The 17,181-nt window shown below is 66.2% G+C and carries 17 protein-coding genes; 2 read left to right on the forward strand and 15 right to left on the reverse strand.

Annotated features, from left to right (window positions below; translation table 11 throughout):
• Window positions 1–28 precede the first annotated feature (28 nt).
• Window positions 29–1,258 carry a cytochrome P450 gene (locus tag PSR88_RS19400; protein ID WP_016884623.1) on the forward strand — a complete coding sequence of 410 codons (1,230 nt, stop codon included), beginning with the start codon at window positions 29–31 and terminating at the stop codon, window positions 1,256–1,258.
• A gap of 3 nt (window positions 1,259–1,261) precedes the next feature.
• On the opposite strand, the gene PSR88_RS19405 is transcribed toward PSR88_RS19400, so the two are convergent.
• From PSR88_RS19405 to PSR88_RS19425, 5 genes are all read right to left on the reverse strand, one after another.
• Window positions 1,262–1,942 carry a class I SAM-dependent methyltransferase gene (locus tag PSR88_RS19405; protein WP_029539725.1) on the reverse strand — a complete coding sequence of 227 codons (681 nt, stop codon included), beginning with the start codon at window positions 1,940–1,942 and terminating at the stop codon, window positions 1,262–1,264.
• A gap of 312 nt (window positions 1,943–2,254) precedes the next feature.
• The gene (locus PSR88_RS19410; protein ID WP_016884621.1) at window positions 2,255–2,713 is read right to left on the reverse strand and encodes a nitroreductase family deazaflavin-dependent oxidoreductase; all 459 of its coding nucleotides are present in this window, start codon (window positions 2,711–2,713) and stop codon (window positions 2,255–2,257) included.
• A gap of 204 nt (window positions 2,714–2,917) precedes the next feature.
• A complete protein-coding gene (locus PSR88_RS19415; protein ID WP_016884620.1) occupies window positions 2,918–4,324 on the reverse strand; it encodes a M20 family metallopeptidase in 1,407 nt (468 codons plus the stop codon).
• Window positions 4,325–4,360: 36 nt separating this feature from the next.
• Window positions 4,361–5,761, reverse strand: coding sequence for an amidase (locus PSR88_RS19420; protein WP_016884619.1), 1,401 nt, complete (start codon window positions 5,759–5,761; stop codon window positions 4,361–4,363).
• 29 nt (window positions 5,762–5,790) lie between these two features.
• Window positions 5,791–7,269, reverse strand: a complete 1,479-nt coding sequence (locus tag PSR88_RS19425) for an MFS transporter (protein WP_016884618.1) — start codon at window positions 7,267–7,269, stop codon at window positions 5,791–5,793.
• Window positions 7,270–7,354: 85 nt separating this feature from the next.
• On the opposite strand from PSR88_RS19425, the gene PSR88_RS19430 reads away from it, so the two are divergent.
• Window positions 7,355–8,395 (forward strand): Lrp/AsnC family transcriptional regulator, encoded by a 1,041-nt coding sequence (locus PSR88_RS19430; RefSeq protein WP_083853140.1) that lies wholly within the window; start codon window positions 7,355–7,357, stop codon window positions 8,393–8,395.
• A gap of 59 nt (window positions 8,396–8,454) precedes the next feature.
• Here the strand turns inward: PSR88_RS19430 and PSR88_RS19435 are convergent, their stop codons facing one another.
• The 10 genes from PSR88_RS19435 to PSR88_RS19480 all read right to left on the reverse strand — a co-directional run bounded on the left by PSR88_RS19435 (window position 8,455) and on the right by PSR88_RS19480 (window position 17,170).
• Window positions 8,455–9,297 (reverse strand): metallophosphoesterase family protein, encoded by an 843-nt coding sequence (locus PSR88_RS19435; RefSeq protein ID WP_016884616.1) that lies wholly within the window; start codon window positions 9,295–9,297, stop codon window positions 8,455–8,457.
• 32 nt (window positions 9,298–9,329) lie between these two features.
• Window positions 9,330–10,220, reverse strand: a complete 891-nt coding sequence (locus PSR88_RS19440) for a carbohydrate ABC transporter permease (RefSeq protein ID WP_016884615.1) — start codon at window positions 10,218–10,220, stop codon at window positions 9,330–9,332.
• An 8-nt stretch (window positions 10,221–10,228) separates the two neighbouring features.
• Window positions 10,229–11,182, reverse strand: a complete 954-nt coding sequence (locus PSR88_RS19445) for a carbohydrate ABC transporter permease (protein WP_016884614.1) — start codon at window positions 11,180–11,182, stop codon at window positions 10,229–10,231.
• Window positions 11,182–12,045, reverse strand: a complete 864-nt coding sequence (locus PSR88_RS19450) for a phosphodiesterase (RefSeq protein WP_016884613.1) — start codon at window positions 12,043–12,045, stop codon at window positions 11,182–11,184. The genes PSR88_RS19445 and PSR88_RS19450 overlap by 1 nt, the downstream gene beginning before the upstream one ends.
• A 25-nt stretch (window positions 12,046–12,070) precedes the next feature.
• Window positions 12,071–12,820 carry a tyrosine-protein phosphatase gene (locus tag PSR88_RS19455; protein WP_016884612.1) on the reverse strand — a complete coding sequence of 250 codons (750 nt, stop codon included), beginning with the start codon at window positions 12,818–12,820 and terminating at the stop codon, window positions 12,071–12,073.
• Window positions 12,821–12,850: 30 nt separating this feature from the next.
• Window positions 12,851–14,209 carry an ABC transporter substrate-binding protein gene (locus PSR88_RS19460; RefSeq protein ID WP_037197976.1) on the reverse strand — a complete coding sequence of 453 codons (1,359 nt, stop codon included), beginning with the start codon at window positions 14,207–14,209 and terminating at the stop codon, window positions 12,851–12,853.
• Entirely contained in the window at window positions 14,209–15,378 is a 1,170-nt protein-coding gene (locus PSR88_RS19465; RefSeq protein ID WP_009476918.1) for an ABC transporter ATP-binding protein, read from the reverse strand. The genes PSR88_RS19460 and PSR88_RS19465 overlap by 1 nt, the downstream gene beginning before the upstream one ends.
• Before the next feature lie 150 nt (window positions 15,379–15,528).
• The gene (locus tag PSR88_RS19470; protein ID WP_016884610.1) at window positions 15,529–16,398 is read right to left on the reverse strand and encodes a MurR/RpiR family transcriptional regulator; all 870 of its coding nucleotides are present in this window, start codon (window positions 16,396–16,398) and stop codon (window positions 15,529–15,531) included.
• Window positions 16,399–16,521: 123 nt separating this feature from the next.
• Complete coding sequence (locus PSR88_RS19475; RefSeq protein WP_016884609.1) at window positions 16,522–16,827, reverse strand: hypothetical protein; 306 nt, start codon at window positions 16,825–16,827, stop codon at window positions 16,522–16,524.
• Window positions 16,828–16,945: 118 nt separating this feature from the next.
• Window positions 16,946–17,170 (reverse strand): anti-sigma factor family protein, encoded by a 225-nt coding sequence (locus tag PSR88_RS19480; protein WP_009476921.1) that lies wholly within the window; start codon window positions 17,168–17,170, stop codon window positions 16,946–16,948.
• Window positions 17,171–17,181 lie beyond the last annotated feature (11 nt).

A 17,181-nucleotide genomic window follows, 5' to 3' on the forward strand; every position in this document is an offset into this window, starting at 1 on the left:
TGTCGATACAACCGACCGAGGGGGACCGGTGACGGGTTCTGCGTCCGAAAAAATCATCTCGCCCGCATCACGCGCGTTCTGGGACCGCAGCTTCGCGGGCCGTCGCGCGATGTTCTCGGAGCTTCGTCAGCGATCGCCGATCGAGTTCCATGCGGAAACTGCCGGTCCGGGCTTCTGGTCGGTCGTCGGATACGACGACGTGGTGGCGGTGAGCCGGAACCCGGAGGTCTTCTCCTCGGCCAAGGGCTTCACCATCGACGACGTCCCGGCCGAGATCCTCGAGTTCGCCATGTCGATGATCGCCATGGACGATCCCCGGCACCGGCGTCTGCGGGGCATCGTGCAATCGGCGTTCACCGCGGCCTCGGTGCGGGGCATCGCCGAGCGGGTGCGTGGCACCGCTGCGCAGATCGCCGCGGACCTGCCCCGAGATGCCGAGTTCGACTTCGTCCCCGACGTCGCGACCCGATTGCCGGTGCAGGTGATCTGCGAGTTGATCGGGATCCCGGAGAGCGACCGGCCGATGATCCTGGCCGCGGCGGCCGATGTCGTTGCCGGAGGCGGTGATCAGGAGTTCGTCACCGCACCCGGCGGCGCGGCCGGCCTGGGCCAGATTTATGGATACGCCCTCGAGCTGGGCGAGAGACGCAAGGCGGATCCCGGCGAGGATCTGACGTCCCGGCTGGTGTCGACGATGGTCGACGGCGAGGCCCTCGCACCGACCGAGTTCGGTTCGTTCGTCATCCTTCTGATCACGGCGGGTTTCGAGAGCACCCGGCAAGCGTTGGCCTGGGCGCTGCTTCTGCTCAGCGAGCACCCCGACCAGAAAGAACTGCTGCTCGCCGATTTCGCCGGCCACATCGACAACACGATCGACGAGGTGATCCGCTTCGCCTCCCCGGTGCCCTACATGCGGCGCACCGCGACCGTCGACACCGAGCTCGGCGGCGCCCACATCGCGGCGGGGGACAAGGTCGTCATGTGGTATCTGTCCGCGAACCACGACGAACGCGTCTTCGACGGTCCGGGCCGGTTCGACATCACCCGGGCGAACGCCGGCAAGCATCTCGGGTTCGGCGCGAAAGACATCCACCACTGCCTGGGCGTCAACCTCGCACGGCTGGAGCTGCGCGTCATGCTCGAAGAACTTTTCACCGCCCACCCCACACTTCACGCGGTGGGCGAACCGGAACTGCTGCTCTCCGCGTTCATCAGCGGCGTCGCCGCACTGCCGGCCCGGACACGTGACGGACGGTGAGGTTCACGCAGGCCGGCGCCCGGAAATCATGACCAGCGGCATCTCGCTGATGCGGGAAACGTGCTCGTCGACGAGATCGAGTCGGCTCGCGAGGTCACGCGCCTCGTCGAGACTGATGGAGCGGCCGGCGATCCAGGTGTGGAAGATCGCGAGATTGATGCTGCGGAGAACGCGCGGCGCCTTGTAGTTCTCGACGAACTTTTCGGCGTCCTCGAAACTCGTGCTGCGGTCCGCATCGGTGATCAGCAGCGGGCCACCCGGTTTGAGGACGCGCGCGCACTCGGCGAGCCCGGCCTCACGCGACGACCAGTGCTTGATGGAGCCGTAGCTGATCACGCCGTCGAAGGTCTGGTCGGCGAAATCGAGCCGCGTGGCGTCGCCGACGTCGAACCGGACCCGGTCGCCGTAGTTGCGCATGCGTTTGGTGGCGCGCTTGATCTGGGCTTCCGACAGATCGAGGCCGAGAATATGCACGTCGGGGCGCTGGTCGGCGATGTAGTTCGTGAACAGCGCCCCGCCCGATCCGACGTCCAGAATGCGGGCGTTCGGTGGGAGATGGGGCAGAAAGTACTCGTCGATGACGTGGCGTGAGCGGTAGACGGCCGGTGCCACGATGGTCTCGTACATCCAGGCGTGCGCCGGTGTGTAGATCGCGGTGATGGGGCCGAACGGTGCCATCGGCATGGTCGCGCTCCTCGTTGACATCCCGGTTCCCACGGCGCCCGAACCCGTGCGGGTCGACGTCCTTCGCCGGTGTCGCTTCGAGATTAACGGGTGCGCGGTCGGTTTTGCAGCATCGCCGCGTGCCTGACAGGGCTGTGAACAGGGGTGATGAGGTGTCGTCCCCGGTGTAGTCGATCTCCCCCGAGTGCAAATCCGGAAAATGCGCCAGTATTCTGGTCCCCACCTACAAGAGGGTGTTACCGGACCCCGGCACCGAATGGTTCCGTGCCACCGTGCGAAGAGCCCTGGGCGCCGAGGCGAATCGGAATGTAGCTACCGCGCGGTGAGCCGGATGACGGGGTATTCCCGGTCGGATTTGCTCTGGTACTTCGCGATGCGGGGCTGGGCGGCGGCGATGCGCTGCCATGCCTGCTCACGCTCGGCGCCGTCGAGCTGGTGCGGGATCACCGGGGTGGCGGCGTGGCCGGGCAATTCGATCGACGCCTTGTCGGGGTGCGCCATCAGATTGGCGTGCCAGTCCGGGTTCTGACTGCCGCCACCCGACGCGACCACCAGCCGGGCATCGTCACCGTCGTCGAACCACGCCACCGGCGATTGCCGCGGCTGTCCGCTGCGACGACCCACGGTGTTCAGGATCAGCACGTCCATACCCATGAACTGGCCGTGGCCGCGTCGGATCTTGCGGTTCATGCGGGCGTTCATCTTTCGCTGCATCCACCGCGAGAACGCGCCGGGGGTTCCGGCTTTACGCTTGCCTTGGTTGTTCGTCATGAGCTCTCTCCCATCGGTCACTTCGCCTCGCGACACCCACGACTGAGCCGCCGGCTCTACGGCTCTCGGCAATGACGTTAGTGCGGCCCGGTGGTCGGCGCTTCTCAATTCCTGATCGGTTGGGCATCGCTGAGGACAACCTGTTCGGGATTCGCCCCAGCGCGCGCCTGAGACGGGCACTCGTGTGAGTGCCCGTCTCGCTGTCTACCGCAGCGGTGGTGCGATCACTCCGTCGTCGATCGGCGAGTCGTACGGCTGTTTGGTGGTGCGTTCCAGGAACTCCTCCGTCGCGAGCTTCAGCAGGGCTGAATCTGTGAGGAGGTTCATCGCCGATCCGGCCATGACCTTGGCCGCGTGGATCATGCCCTTGTGTGCGGCGGGGAGCTTTCCTTGGGCGACCAGCTGCCATGAATGCGCGGGGGTGCCGCGAGTGACACAGGCAGTGGTGCATTGCACGGTGGGAGTGACCCAGCTGACGTCGCCGACATCGGTCGAGCCGGTGAGCACGCGCCGGGGCGCGCCGGCGTCGAAGGTGATCACGCCGTCGTGGAGGGGGCTGTCGCCCTCTTCGATTGTGGTGCCGAACATGTCGATAGGCTTGTCCGTGCCAAACTTTCGTGCGGTTGCCAGGTCTTCCTCGTCGAACGGCACCGGTCCGAGCTCGAGGAGCGTGTCCTGCATCGACACTTCCAGCACGGTGTTTCCCAGGAGGTTCGAGGAGCCGCCGTCGATCTCGATCTCCACCGTGGTCTCGGTCATCTGCGCGGCGCCTCCGGCGATCTTGCGAACGCGCGCGAACAGTGCGCGCATCTCCCGGACGTTCGGCGCCCGCACGACGTAGTAGGCCTCGGCATAGGGCTGGACAACGTTCGCCGAGCGCCCGCCCCCGTCGAGGATGGCGTAGTGGATGCGGCAGTCGGAGTGCATGTGCTCGCGGAGGAAATTGACGCCCACGTTCATCAGTTCGAGTGCGTCGAGTGCGCTGCGGCCGAGTTCGGGCGAGGCTCCGGCGTGGGAGGCGACACCGGTGAAGCGAACATAGGACTGCATATACGCGAGGCTGTGGTCGCGTTGCACGAGGGTGCTGTCGCCGGGATGCCAGCAGATCGATGCGTCGACGTCGTCGAACGCCCCGGCCTTGACCATGAAGGTCTTGCCCGCCGCGGCTTCCTCGGCGGGGCACCCGTAGTAGCGGACGGTTCCCGGTAGCCCGTTTTCTTCGAGGTGGCGTTTGACGGCGGTGGCGGCGAGCAGCGAACCGGCGCCGAGGAGGTGGTGGCCGCAACCCTGGCCGTTACCCGAGGTGTTCGACGGGTCGGGGGTGCGTTCGGGGTTACCGGATTCCTGGCTCAGGCCGGCGAGTGCGTCATATTCACCCAGAATGGCGATCACGGGTTCACCCGAACCGGCCTCCGCGCTGAACGCGGTCGGCACACCACCGATCGCGCGGGTGATGCGGAACCCCTCCGTACGTGCCAGCTCGATATGTTGTTCCGCGGATGCGGTTTCTTCCCAACGTAGTTCGGGATTATCCCAGATCGCATCACTGAGTGCGGTGAACCTGGGTGCGAGGTCGTCGATCAGTCGGGCAAGCTCGTGCGTGGTGCTCATGTGTTCCTATCCTTCGAATGAGATGGTGATGGTTGGTCAGTCGAGAGCGCTCCAGTCGGGAGTCGCCTCCAGGCCGCGGTGGGCCTCGTACCACGCGGCGACCTGGAGAACGGTCAGGTCGCGCTGCCGATCCGCGGCGATCTGCAGGCCGATCGGCCTTCCGTCCTGGGAGAAGCCGCAGTTGATCGAGGCCGCGGGGGTGCCTGCGGCGTTGAACGCGGACGTGAAGTTGGCCGATCCGGCGAACTCGCTGATCATCGGACTCTCGGCCGGCCCGGCGAGGATGCCGGAGGTGGGGGACAGGACGACGTCGTAACGGCCCAGCATGTCCACGGTCTCCTGAACGAGCGGCCCGATCGAGTCGTAGGCCCGCATGAGCTCGAGAGAGGAGAGCGAGCCGACGCTCGACACCGCCGCCACCATCTCCTGATTCGCCTTGGCGAGATCGTCGACGATGTTCTTGTCGTGCATCTGCGCCCACAGATGCGCGGTGAAGAAGGGCATGAACCCAGTGGTCAGGTAGTCCCGGGACAGGTAGGGCTCGACGACGTCCACCTGGGCGCCGGCGGCTTCGAACACCGCGACCGCCCGCCGGACCGCCGCAACGATCTCGGGATCGGCGGTCGTACCGTCCACCGGAGCGAAATTGACGCCTATGCGCAGCCCCCGGATGTCGATGTCGAGGTCGGTCCACCGGATCGATTCGTCCGGGAGCGAGCTGTGGTCGCGTGCGTCGGGGCGGGACAGGTATGCCATCGTGTGGGCGGCGTCGCGGACGGTGCGGGTGATCGGGCCGGCGCAGCGGCCGAGGTAGGTGTCGTTGATCGGCACCCGCCCGTAGGACGGCTTGAACCCGAACGCGGCATTCATGGCTGAGGGTATGCGGATCGACCCGCCGATGTCGGTTCCGATGTTGACCGGCGCGTACCCGAGTGCGGCGGCGACGGCCGCACCGGAGGACGAGCCGCCGGTGTTCCAGGCGGGATTCCAGGCGTTGCGTGCGGTGCCGTGACGGGACGACACCCCGGACCCGAGCCCGCTGAAATCGGGCATGCTGGTGCTGGCGACCACCAGGGCGCCCGCCTCCTGCAGTCTGTCGACGACGGGCGAGTTCTCTCTTGCGATCACGGGTTCGCGTGCGGCGGTCCCATACGACTGCGGCAGACCGACTTTCGCGGTGTTCTCCTTGATGGTCACCGGGATGCCGTCCAGCGGGCCGAGTGGGGTGCCGCTGCGCCACCTCTCGGTGCTACGCCCTGCGGACTCACGAGCTTCGTCGGCGTCGATCACGTAGATCGCGCGGTGGGTGTCGTCCTTCGCTGCGATCCGCGCGAGGGTCGATTCCAGTGCATCGAGCGGCGTGAGCGATCCGTTTCCGAATGCCTCGTTCAGTTCGGAAATGCTCGTCGCGTGACTGGTAATTGTGTTATCGGGCAAAACTCATTCCTTTCGATTGAATGACGTGATCAGGCGACTGCGGGCGCGTTCTCGCCGACGGTCGGTGAGGGGACCTCGGAAGGGATCCGCGGGCGCCGAGAATTGAGGAACGGGGCCAGGACGGCGATGGCGATGCAGAGGGCGGCGCAGATCGCCCAGACCGTCGCGTAGGAGGTGAACGAGGAAATCGAGCTCGTCTTCTCGCCCACGGTCACCGAGGTGACCAGCGATGACATGAGGAGGGCGAACATTGCCCCGGCGACCGATCCCGCTCCGGTTCGGGAGCTGTTGTAGAGGCCGGAGGCGATACCGACCGAATCCTCGGGAGCGCGATTGACGATGATCGCCGGCACCACACCCGCGAGTAGTCCGGCGCCGAAGCCCACCAGGAACAGCCAGATCGAGAAGGTGACCACACTTGCGTGCGCGACAAGCATCGCCACGTACCCGGCGGCGCTGACGAGTGCGCCGAATACGACGGCGAAGCGAGGTGTCAGCGTGCGCGCAATCCGGTCGCTGATCGTCGAGGCGATGAATGCTCCGGTGGCAGTGATCGACAAGAGGAGACCCGCGACCGTGGCCGTCACACCGAGGCCGTACCCGTACGCATTCGGATCGGCTCGCGAGAACAACGAGATGGGCGCCTGGGAACCGAACGACTGAGCTCCGAGCAGGGCGGCGATGAGCATCGGGAGCACGAGCCGGCCCCGCTTCAGGACGCGGAAGTCGATGAGGGGGTTGGTCACTCGATTCTCGACCACCACGAAAGCCGCCAGCGCGACCGCACCTACGGCGACGAGAGCGACGATCAGAGGGCTTGCCCACCCGATCGCGTTGCCGTTGGAGACGCCCCCCATCACCATGAGCAGGCCGGACGACAGGAGCGCCGCCCCTGCCCAGTCGATGCGCCCCTCCTTGCGGACGGTCGTCTCCTGGACGAGGAAGTGTGCGACCGGGACGCAGATCGCCATCATGATCCCGGGAACCAACAGCACGAGGGTCAGGTTGTCGATTCCGGTCATGAACCAGCCCGCGAGGAATCCGCCGACGATGACGCCGCCGGTGAGTGCCCCGATCAGACGGCCGATGTTGCGCCCCGCCCTGCCTGGATCCCGGTGCCGGACGATGGCGAATTCCAACGGCAAGAACGCGATCAACGGCGCCTGCAGGGCACGGCCGACGAGAAGGACGGCGAACGACGGGGCGAAAGCGACGACGAAGGATCCCACGGCCACTGCCGCGGCGGATGCCACGAGCATTCTGCGATGGCCGTACATGTCACCGAGCTTGGCGATGATCGGCACGCAGGCCACCGAGGCGAGGAGGAAGATCGCATTCACCCAGTTCAGCGCTGCTGCCGAGGTCCCGTGTTCCTGTCCGATGCTTGTGAGAAGCGGTGGGTACCACCCCTGCAACAGCCCGCTTCCGACCTCCATGACAATCAGGAAGCCGACGGCCGCGGAGGTTCCGGTGGCCCGCCTCGCGCCGGTGTGCGGTGTAGTGCTCATATGTTCCTCCAGCGAAATCTGTGTGGTGGCCGTATCCTCAATTCGATTGAAATCCGATAAGTTAAATGTCAGGAAACGATGCAAAGTGGCCATCTCGAATCCGGATTCTCTGCGCAGAGACTCCGATCTACGGCTGATTCACGCTCTGCAACTCGAGCCGCGAGCATCGTGGACCGAGCTGGGCCGGGCTCTCGGCACCGATCCGGTCGGGCTCGCCCGGCGATGGGCCAGGATTACCGATGAGGGGCTTGCGTGGATTACCGGGCAACGTCGGCACTTCCCTGCAGTGGCCATCGTCGAGATCGAATGTGCGCAGGGCAAAGCCGCCGAGACTGCGAGTCTTCTCGCCGACGAAGAGATTGTGCGCACCATTGATCACACGTCCGGTGGCCGCGATCTCGTCGCCGTGGTCGCGGCAGCCGACCTCGAGGCGCTGTCGGCATTCGTGATCGATCGGCTGGGTGACCAGCGTCTGACCACACACGCTCGCACGCACCTGGTCACCGAGGTTCTGGTGGAGGGCAGCGACTGGAGGTTGAACGCCCTCTCCGAGTCGGAGGCGCAGCGGGTTCCCCGGGCCAAAGCGCCCCGGCCCCGCGCAGCACGGCAGGTCCCTGCCGACCTCCAGGCGGCCGTCTTCCGTGAGTTGTACCGCGACGGACGCACCCCTACCGGTGACATCGCCGCGAAGGCGGGCGTGAGTAACCAACGAGTCGTCGATGCCATTGCGACACTCCGTCACTCGGGTGACCTTGTCCTACGGACGGATGTCGCCCGTAGTTATACGGGGTGGCCGATCAACGCCTGGTACTTCGTGCAGGTGCCTGCGTCCTCCATCGATCGGCTTCGGTCGACGCTGTCGCGGCTCGCGGAGGTCCGGCTCGCGGTCACCACCGCGAGCCGCTACAACCTCGTCATGACCCTATGGACTCGTGACCTTGCCGACGTCAACCGATTCGAAGCCTTGCTCGAGAAGGTCCTCGCTGGAGCCCGCATCGCCGACCGCGCCGTCGTCATCCGGCCGGCAGTACACCTGGGGCGCCTGTTGGATGCCCGGGGATTCGTCACCGGACTGTCGACTGTTCACAACGACCCCGCCCCGGCCCGGCCCGGGACGGGGCAGTGAACGCAGAGGAAGTGGGGCAGGCGTCTTCCGACGTCGGCCGGTAACACCTCGACTCGACGTCAGCCGACTGTGCTGTGTCCCAGTGCATCGATGGCCGCGGTTACCTCGGGCACGGCGGCAATCGTGACGTCTTCGAGGTCCGGCACGGATCGGTAGCTCGCGCGCACGGCCCCTCCGGTGCAGTCGTACTCGACGATGCCGAGTTGGTGGAGCGGCCCGGGCAGGGATTCACCCTCGCCGGCCACGAACCCGGTTGACGGCGCCCAGACCTCGCGCACCCCGTCGCGGACGGTCTGCCGATAGCAGTGCAGGTGCCCACTGCCGACGGCAGCGAGTGACATCTTCCCGAGCGCTGTGAGCAACCGGGTACGAGATTCCCCGATGTCGACGGCGTGCCCGACCGGCTCGTCCAGCGCGCTCCAGATCGGCTTGTGCAGGAATACGATCACCCGCTGCGAGTCGGGGACGTCCGCGGCCACGTCTTCGATCCAGGCCCACTGCGCGGTTTCCCGGTCGAGACCTGAACCGAAGAGCTCGCTGTTCAGTCCGAGCACCGTCCAGTCGTCGACGTCGTGGCGCCAGTGATCGGGACCCCACACCTCCTCGAAAGCGGCGACCCGCTCATCGGTCACGCCGATTCCCTTCCACGGCGCAGAGCCCGGCTCACCGACGTCGTGGTTGCCGGGCACGACGAGCACCGGGGCGGCGAACCGCTGCATCAGTTCGTGGGCGTGCGCACGGTCGTCCGCTTCATCGGGGTGGATGATCACAATGTCGCCGGAGTGCACGATCAGATCGGGACGGACCTGATGGTTCACGTAGTCGACGACGCGTTCGAAGTTCTGCTGTGTGCGCCCGCCGCGGGCGGACAGGTGCGTGTCACTGATCTGGACGATCTTCATCGGAGCTCCTTCGGGTTGTGTTCGGCCGAACGCTATTTGAGGCCAGACCGGACGAATGCGTCGCGCACGTAGCGCTGGAGGAACAGGTAGATCAGGAAGATGGGGAGGCAGGCGAGGCCGGACGCAGCCATCACAGCACCCCAGTTGTTGCCTTCCGCGCCGAGGAAGCCGCGAATTCCGATCTGGACGACCGCATTCGACTGACGCATGATCAGTGAAGGCCACAGGTACTCGTTCCATGCCGAGATGAACAGCATGATGCCCAGTGCCGCGAGCGCCGGTCTCATGTTGGGCAGCACCACCTTCCACAGGGTTGCCCACGAGTTCTGGCCATCGATCTGGGAGGCATCGAGCAACTCTCGCGGAAACGCCTCCATGTGCTGGCGCATCAGCAGAACACCGAACGCCGAACACAGATTCGGGATCACGATTCCGGCAACGGTATTCAGCAGGCCCATCTGTGAGATGAGAAGGTAGTTCGGAATCATGGTGACCTGGAACGGCACCAGCCACGATCCCACGAACAGCAGAAACAGCACCTGCTTCCCGAAGAAGGTCCACCGCGCGAACGCGTAGGCGGCCAGGATCGCGATCAGAAGCTGGCTGACGGACATTGCCATCGCCATGACGAACGTGTTGACGAGCATCGACGCCATCGGAATGGTCTCCCACACGTAGCGGAAGTTGTCCAGACTGAACGGAGACGGCACGGGGCTGACGGACAGGGAGTCCTCGGGACGGCGGAACGCGGTGGCGAACATCCAGTACACCGGGAAGATACTGAACACGGTGACGGCAGCGAGGGCCACGTGCCCGGTCGCCACGCGGCTTCGGGAACGGGTGGTGCCCGGGGCGTCGCCGGGATCGCGGGTCGCGGCGGCGGCGGTCGATCGGGCCGGCGCATCGACGAGTGCAAATGCCATGGGGTGTCCTAGTTGTCGTAGAAGCTCAGCCGGTCCGACAGGCGGACGAACACGATCGCGATGAGCCCGAAGCCGAGGAAGAACAGGGTTCCCGCGGCGGCGGACAGTCCTGCGTCGAAATTCTGGAACCCGAACTGGTAGAGCAGGTAGTAGATGTTGGTGGAGGCGCCGCTGGGGCCGCCCTGGGTGACGATGTCGATGATCGGGTACGCCCACTGCGCCCCCAGTAGAATCGTCATGAGGCCGAGGAACACGAGCGTCGGGGACAGCAGCGGCAAGGTGATCTTGCGGGTGATGGTCGCTTGCGACGCGCCGTCGAGGGCCGCGGCCGACGCGTAGTCGGGATTGATGCCGGCCAGTCCGGCGGAGATGACGAGGACACCGAAGCCGAGCATCTGCCACCCGACGATCAGCACGACACCGAGCATCGCGAGGCCGGGTTCTCGAAAGACGTTGCCCAGCTCGAACCCCAGGGTTGCGGCGACCCGGGGTATCGTGCCGCCCTCGGGATTGAACAGCCACCGCCAGATCGCGCTGCCGGCCACCGGGGTGATGAGGAACGGGACGAAGATCAGGGCCTGGTAGAGCGTCTTCCACCGCCCGGCGACCCGGTTCGACAGCAGCGCGACGACCATCGGCAGCAGCAACGAGAACACCATGAACGCGAGGACGTACACAATCGTGTTGCGCAGTGCCTGATGGAGCTCGGGCAACGACAGTACGCGAACGTAGTTGTCCATTCCCACCGGAACCTTCGGGCTGGTGGGCACCATGTTCCACTTGTAGAACGACAGGCCGATGGTCTCCCCGAGCGGCTTGTAGATCCACACGATCAGCAGGACGACGGCTGGCAGGAGATACAGGTAGGGCGCGAGACCGCTCTGTACCCGGTCGGCCCGCGACGGAACCGCCGCTGTGTCGGCGCGGACGGCGGAGGCTGCGGCTGGAACTTCGACGAACATCAGACGCCGGGCGCCGTGAGCTGCTCGATCGACTGCCGAATATCGTCCGCAGTCATCTCATACACGGTGGGGGACACGTCGAGGGGGACGACCGTGTGCAGGACACGGTCCCGGTAGAGGTGCACCATGTTGAAACCCTGCGCGCCGTCCTGGCCGCGGATGCTGCCCTCGTCGACGAGCAGATCCTGGGTGTAGCAGGTGGCCGATGCCACCGACACCGGGATGCCCGCGAACGTGCACGTCGTGGAGTAGTGCAGGTGTCCGGCGAGGATGCCGCGGACGTCGGTGCCCGCGAGCACCGTCTCGAGCCGGTGCTGTTCCTTCAACTCCACCGATTCGATGGCGTCGAGCAGGCCCGGTACCGGCGGATGGTGCAGGGCGAGCAGGGTGCCGTGCGGTGCCGGCTCGGCCAGGACGTCCGTCAGCCAGGTGAGCTGTTCGTCGCTGATCAGGCCGTGGTGGAAACCCGGAACCGTGCTGTCCAGCACGATGATCCGCAATCCGTTGACATCGACGACCGCGTCGATCGAGTCCTGGGTGGGTTCGGTGTCGAGCAGGCCGCTCCGGAAGGCGGGCCGGGCGTCGTGGTTGCCCATCACCCAGATCACCTTCGCGCCGAGGCGCTGCGCGGCGGGCTCGACGATACGGCGCAGGCGCACGTACGCCTCGGGTTCGCCCCTGTCGGCGAGGTCGCCGGTGAACACGATGGCCTCGGGGCGCTGCCCGGTCTTCTCGAGCCGCTCGAACAGCCGGGAGAGGTTGGCGTCGCTGTCGACGCAGTCGTGGAGCAGGGCGCCGTCGGTGACGAAGTGGGTGTCGCTCACATGGAGGATGTAATGGTCGGGTTCCCCGTACTGGGACATGAGGTCTCTCCTGTGGAAGTGGATGTCAGGCGACGAGTGCGGTACGCAGATCGTCGAGCTCGGCCGCGGTCATGCCGTGGCCGAGGAGGTATTCGCGAACCCCGCCGTGGGACTGTGTGATCGAGTCCAGGGTGGCGCGCATCAGCACGGCCGGGCTGGCGCCGACCAGGTGATCGACGTCCACGTCGCCGGGAAGGCCGCGGCCGCGCATCTTCTCGGCCATACCGAGCGCCCAGTCGCCGGCCAGCAGAACCTCGGACATCGCATAGTCGGCGACGATGTCGCGTTGATCGACACCCACCGCCGCGAGGGTGAGAGCGACGACCAGCCCGGTGCGATCCTTTCCCGCGGTGCAGTGCACGACGGTCGGGTCATCGCCCGAGGCGGCGATGGCGCGGACGGCGCGGGTCAAACGATGTCCGTAATTCTCGACCATGTCGCGGTAGACGACCGCGAGGTCGAAGTTCGCACCGTCGAGGTCGATCTCGCCCTCGTACACCGGCAGGTGTTCCACCCGGTGTCCGACGCCGTCGAGTGCGCTCGGACTGTCGTCGAGCTCCTGCTGTTCGCGAAGGTCGATGACGAGAGCGAGTCTCCGCTCGCGGAGGTTGTCGCGGGCCGGCTGGTCGAGCTGGTGAAGCGCGTCCGACCGGAACAGTTTGTTCCACTTGGTGGTCCCCGTATCAGTAGGGAACCCGCCCAGGTCGCGGAAGTTATAGGTGCCGGTCAGATTCAGGCGTCGATGATTCGTCGACGCAGGCAGAGTACTGGTCATGGTGTCGGTGTCTCGTTCTGTCGGAAGTGGTTACTGAATGAGTTCCTGCACGCGCTGCTGCGCCGCCTGCATGGTGGCGGCCGGGTCCTTGCCGTAGTAGACCGCGTCTTCCACGGCCTGGCCGAGGATGTCGTCGGCCTGCACATAGCTGTTGCCGGGATACGACTCCCAGGCCTCGAGCTTGTCGAGCTGGCCGAGATTCGGAGCCAGGAGGGGGTTGTTGTCGGCCCATTCCTTCAGCGATGCCGGATCCTGGGTGAGGGACGGACGCAGCGGAAGGTAGCCGATCTTGCTGGAGATCTGGGTGTACGCGTGGTCGCTCGTCATGAACTTGATGAACTCCCACGACGCGCGCTGCTTCGCCGGATCCTGGGAGAACGTGAACAGAGCCGACCCCGAATTGGTGGGCACCGCGGCGTGACCCTCGAAGGCGGGCATCGGTGCGGCGCGCAGGTCCCAGCCATCGGTCGCCGCCGACTTCATGAACATCCCCTGCAGAGCCGACGTCTGCAGCTGAATCGCCACGTCGCCCTTCGCGAAACTCTCGTACTGGGTGGTCGAGTCGAGGTTGGCGAGGACGCCGTCGTCGTACATCTGCCGCAACGCGGTCACCGCCGACACCGCACCGGGCTCGCCGAATTCGATGGTCTTGCGGTCGGGCGAGAGCACATCGCCGCCTGCCGAGCGGAACAGCGCCTGCATGCACCAGTTGCCACCCTTCACCGAGCACGACACGGACAGCGCCGGCTTGCCCGTCGCCGCGGTCACGGCCTTGGCGGCAGCCGCCACCTTCGGCCACGTCGACAGGTCGGCGTCGGCGGGCAGCCCGGCCTTCGTGAGCGCGGTCGCGTTGTAGAAGAGGGTGGGTGTGGAGAACACGTAGGGGATGCCGTACGTTTCGCCGTCCCAGTCGCCGAGGGTGGCGGCCCGCGGGTGGAACGGATGCTCTCCACCGAACGTCGCGTCGACGGCCTCGGCCCCGAACAGTCCGTCGAGCGACTGTGCGCCGAGTTCGTTGACGGCGAAATCGAGAGTGTCGAAGGTTAATTGGGCCACATCGGGGGGCGAGCCAGCGAGCATCTGCGTCTGCACGCTACTCGCGGTTCCGGCGCCGGCCGTGCCGCTGCCCTGCGGCGGCTGGGCCTTCACGTGGATGTTCGGGTGCTGCGCCTCGAAGTCGGCGACGAGGCCGTTGATCGTGTCCGACCAGAGCCCGGCCTGCTGGAGGTTGTACGACTCGAAGACGATGTCGACCTGCTGGTCGGGGGAAAGATCCGGGACCGGTGCGCCGGTTCTAGAGGTGCCCGGCGCGGCTCCACCGGTGGCACAGCCGGTCAGAGCGGCGGCCACGGCCGCCACTACGACGACAGAGAATGTCGATCTGCGCATCACGCTGCTCCTGTTGCGGAAAGTGTTTCGGGAGAGTGGTCCACAGCCGTGGGGGCCGCGGAGTCGAAGTCGGTGAGTTCGGGAACGTCCACCCATTCCAGGCGGCGTCCGGTCGCGCGGTCGAAGAGGTGCACGTGGGCGGGATCCGCAGTCAGGGCGGCGGTTCGATGGGGGCGCAATGCAATCGGTCGCGGTGCGCGCACGCAGACCGTGGCACCCCCGACCTCGCAGTACGCGACCTGCTCGCTGCCGAGATTCTCGACGGACGTGACGTCGACCGACAGCCGCACCCCCGGATGATCCACAGGGTCGGCGACGCGGAGATGCTCCGGCCGAATGCCCAGGACGACGTCGCGGCCGTCGGTCTGTCCACGCCACAACGGTGCGGTCACGCCCTCGGCGGACGCGACAACAGTGCCGTCGACGGTGCGGACGCGTGCGTCGAGCAGGTTCATCGCGGGACTGCCGAGGAAACCTGCGACGAACACGGACGCCGGCCGGTCGTAGACGTCCTCGGGTGTTCCGACCTGTTCGAGTGCGCCGTTGTTCAGCAGGGCGATCCGCGTCGCCATCGTCATCGCCTCGACCTGATCGTGGGTGACGTACACGAACGTGGCACGGAGGCGACGATGGAGTTCGGTGAGCTCACGCCTCGTCGCGGTCCTGAGCTTCGCATCGAGGTTGGACAGCGGCTCGTCCATCAGGAACGCCTTCGGATCACGCACGATCGCGCGCCCGACTGCAACGCGCTGCCGCTGGCCTCCGGACAGTTCCTTCGGCTTTCGGCCGAGCAGGTGCGCGATGTCGAGTTGCCGAGCGACGGCCTCGACGCGCTCCGCTACCTCCGACTTGCGCATCTTTTTCACGCGCAACGGAAACGCGAGGTTCTTCGCGACGCTGAGGTGCGGGTAGAGCGCGTAGCTCTGGAAAACCATCGCGACGTCCCGGCGCCGGGAGGGCGCCGCGGTGATGTCGTCGTCGTCGAGCAGGATCCGTCCGCTGGTCGGCTCGAGCAGCCCCGCGAGCATCCTCAGCAGCGTGGTCTTTCCGCACCCGCTGGGCCCGAGGAGGACCAGGAAATCGCCGTCCCGGATGTCGAGGTCGATACTGTCGACCGCGGTGAAATCTGCGAACTTTCGACTCAGATTCTCGATCCGAATCCTGCCCATTGGCCTCTCCCGATGAAATGACGTTACCCAATCTCGGCGAGACGGGGAATTTCGTTACATCGGTAGTTAGCCAGGGTCAGGTTAATGGCGGGCGAATGGCGATCCAATCAGCGGTGATGCTTCGCGCAACGGCTGTAGCACCCGATGCCATCACGGATGGATCAGCGGCACAATCTGTTTGAACGTCTCTGCCGCAGCCTCGGCCGAGTCGCCCCGCGCCCGGCAGACAGCGATCTGCAGGCTGATGAGGAACGCGAGCTGCACCACCGTGGCCGATGCGCCGAGTCCACCCCACGGTCCCGTACCGCCGCCGATGACCAGTCCGATGTCGGATTTCTCCACGAGAGTCGAACGGGCGTAGCTGGTGACGCCGATGACCGTGGCCCCCGCTGCCCGCGCGGCCTCGACCGGACGCAGGGTGACCGAGTTCAACCCGCTGTCGCTCACCGCGAGGCACACGTCCCGGGAGGTCAGGCGCCCGGCAGTCAGTTGCTGGATCACGGCGTCGGTCGGCGCCTCGGCGTGGCGGCCGTTGAGAATGAACCGCACGGCCACGGCAGCCGCCGACGGTCCCGACGCTCCGTTGCCGACAACGAGCACCCGCTCCGCCTCCGCGAGCGCCGTCACCGCCCGCTCGAACGAGTCTTCGTCGAGCGGTGCCAGGGCGCCGGCGAGATCCGTCGCCAGTTCGGCGAACACGGCCCGCGCCAGTCCGGTGCCGTTCTCTTCGGCGGCGGGTATTCCCCCCGTTCCGGTATCGGCCGACCCCAGATCCCGTAGCAGCAACATCCGTAAGTGCTGGAACCCCTTGAAACCAAGGTTCTGGCACGCACGGATGACGGTGGCAGTGGATGTCTCTGCGTGTTCCGCGACATCGGCCGCCGACCACCACGCAACATCCTGCGGACGCTCCACGCACACGTCCGCCACCCGACGTTCGCTCGGAGCCAGCTTGGGTGCGACGGCTCGGATGGCCGAGAGGGTGGCTCCTACGGGCGGATCGATCGACGACGCAGTCATGAGCCTTGAATAACACACAGCGGTGAACGAAGGGCGGCAGCAGCCTCCGCCGATTACCGACCCGGCGGAGGTGCCGAACCGAGGGTGCGGCGAAAGGCACTGCCCCTCAGTGGGTATGCACACTCAGTTGATTGGGACGTTCCAGATGATCGGAACCTGATCGGTGGGCATGTTCTCGGCCCGGCGTTCCTGCCGCTGGTCGCGCTGCCGATCGCGGGTCCGATCGTCGTTGCCGCCGGGGATGTCGCGGCCGGTGTCAGGGGCGGCCACTGCGGCGACCGGGTGTTGCGCGGCCGGGGCGACCGCGCCCGCGACGCCGACGGGAAGGACGCCGAATGCGGCTGCAGCCACCACCACGGTCACGATCCGCTTCCGCAGCGAGCCGCGGTGGGTGCGTCGATCGTCCTGGTGCGAATGTGTGGCGTTCATGGTCTGAATTCCTGTCCGAGTGCCGCGAACCCAACGTTCACGGCTACTCGAACGGTGTCTGCGAGGGCGCGAAACGTTACACCCTGCCGGACATTATTTTGCGGCGAGTTTCGCGCCGCTAACGCCACTCGCGGAACGCGGCGAGCAGGCGGTCCCGCAACGCCGGATCGAGCTCGTCCGGGGGGAGCGCGCCGAGGGTGTGCACCGTCTGCTCGATCTGTTCGAGATAGGTGGCGCATCCCTGGCATTCGCCCAGATGGGTTTCGAATCGGACCCGGGCATCGGGATCCATGTCGTTCTCGAGGTAGGCCGTGACGAGTTCGACGAGGTCCTGGCAGTCCATGTCTTCCATGT

Origin of the sequence: Rhodococcus sp. DK176, from assembly GCF_038447315.2 — a bacterium.
Taxonomy (GTDB): Bacteria; Actinomycetota; Actinomycetes; order Mycobacteriales; family Mycobacteriaceae; genus Rhodococcus_F; species Rhodococcus_F jostii_A.

Coding starts and splice junctions, on each gene's coding strand:
- PSR88_RS19405 (WP_029539725.1), bottom strand. CDS start 1,942: ATGCCGATGGCACCGTTCGGCCCCATCACCGCGATCTACACACCGGCG.
- PSR88_RS19410 (WP_016884621.1), bottom strand. CDS start 2,713: ATGACGAACAACCAAGGCAAGCGTAAAGCCGGAACCCCCGGCGCGTTC.
- PSR88_RS19415 (WP_016884620.1), bottom strand. CDS start 4,324: ATGAGCACCACGCACGAGCTTGCCCGACTGATCGACGACCTCGCACCC.
- PSR88_RS19425 (WP_016884618.1), bottom strand. CDS start 7,269: ATGAGCACTACACCGCACACCGGCGCGAGGCGGGCCACCGGAACCTCC.
- PSR88_RS19435 (WP_016884616.1), bottom strand. CDS start 9,297: ATGAAGATCGTCCAGATCAGTGACACGCACCTGTCCGCCCGCGGCGGG.
- PSR88_RS19440 (WP_016884615.1), bottom strand. CDS start 10,220: ATGGCATTTGCACTCGTCGATGCGCCGGCCCGATCGACCGCCGCCGCC.
- PSR88_RS19445 (WP_016884614.1), bottom strand. CDS start 11,182: ATGTTCGTCGAAGTTCCAGCCGCAGCCTCCGCCGTCCGCGCCGACACA.
- PSR88_RS19450 (WP_016884613.1), bottom strand. CDS start 12,045: ATGTCCCAGTACGGGGAACCCGACCATTACATCCTCCATGTGAGCGAC.
- PSR88_RS19455 (WP_016884612.1), bottom strand. CDS start 12,820: ATGACCAGTACTCTGCCTGCGTCGACGAATCATCGACGCCTGAATCTG.
- PSR88_RS19460 (WP_037197976.1), bottom strand. CDS start 14,209: ATGCGCAGATCGACATTCTCTGTCGTCGTAGTGGCGGCCGTGGCCGCC.
- PSR88_RS19465 (WP_009476918.1), bottom strand. CDS start 15,378: ATGGGCAGGATTCGGATCGAGAATCTGAGTCGAAAGTTCGCAGATTTC.
- PSR88_RS19470 (WP_016884610.1), bottom strand. CDS start 16,398: ATGACTGCGTCGTCGATCGATCCGCCCGTAGGAGCCACCCTCTCGGCC.
- PSR88_RS19475 (WP_016884609.1), bottom strand. CDS start 16,827: ATGAACGCCACACATTCGCACCAGGACGATCGACGCACCCACCGCGGC.
- PSR88_RS19480 (WP_009476921.1), bottom strand. CDS start 17,170: ATGGACTGCCAGGACCTCGTCGAACTCGTCACGGCCTACCTCGAGAAC.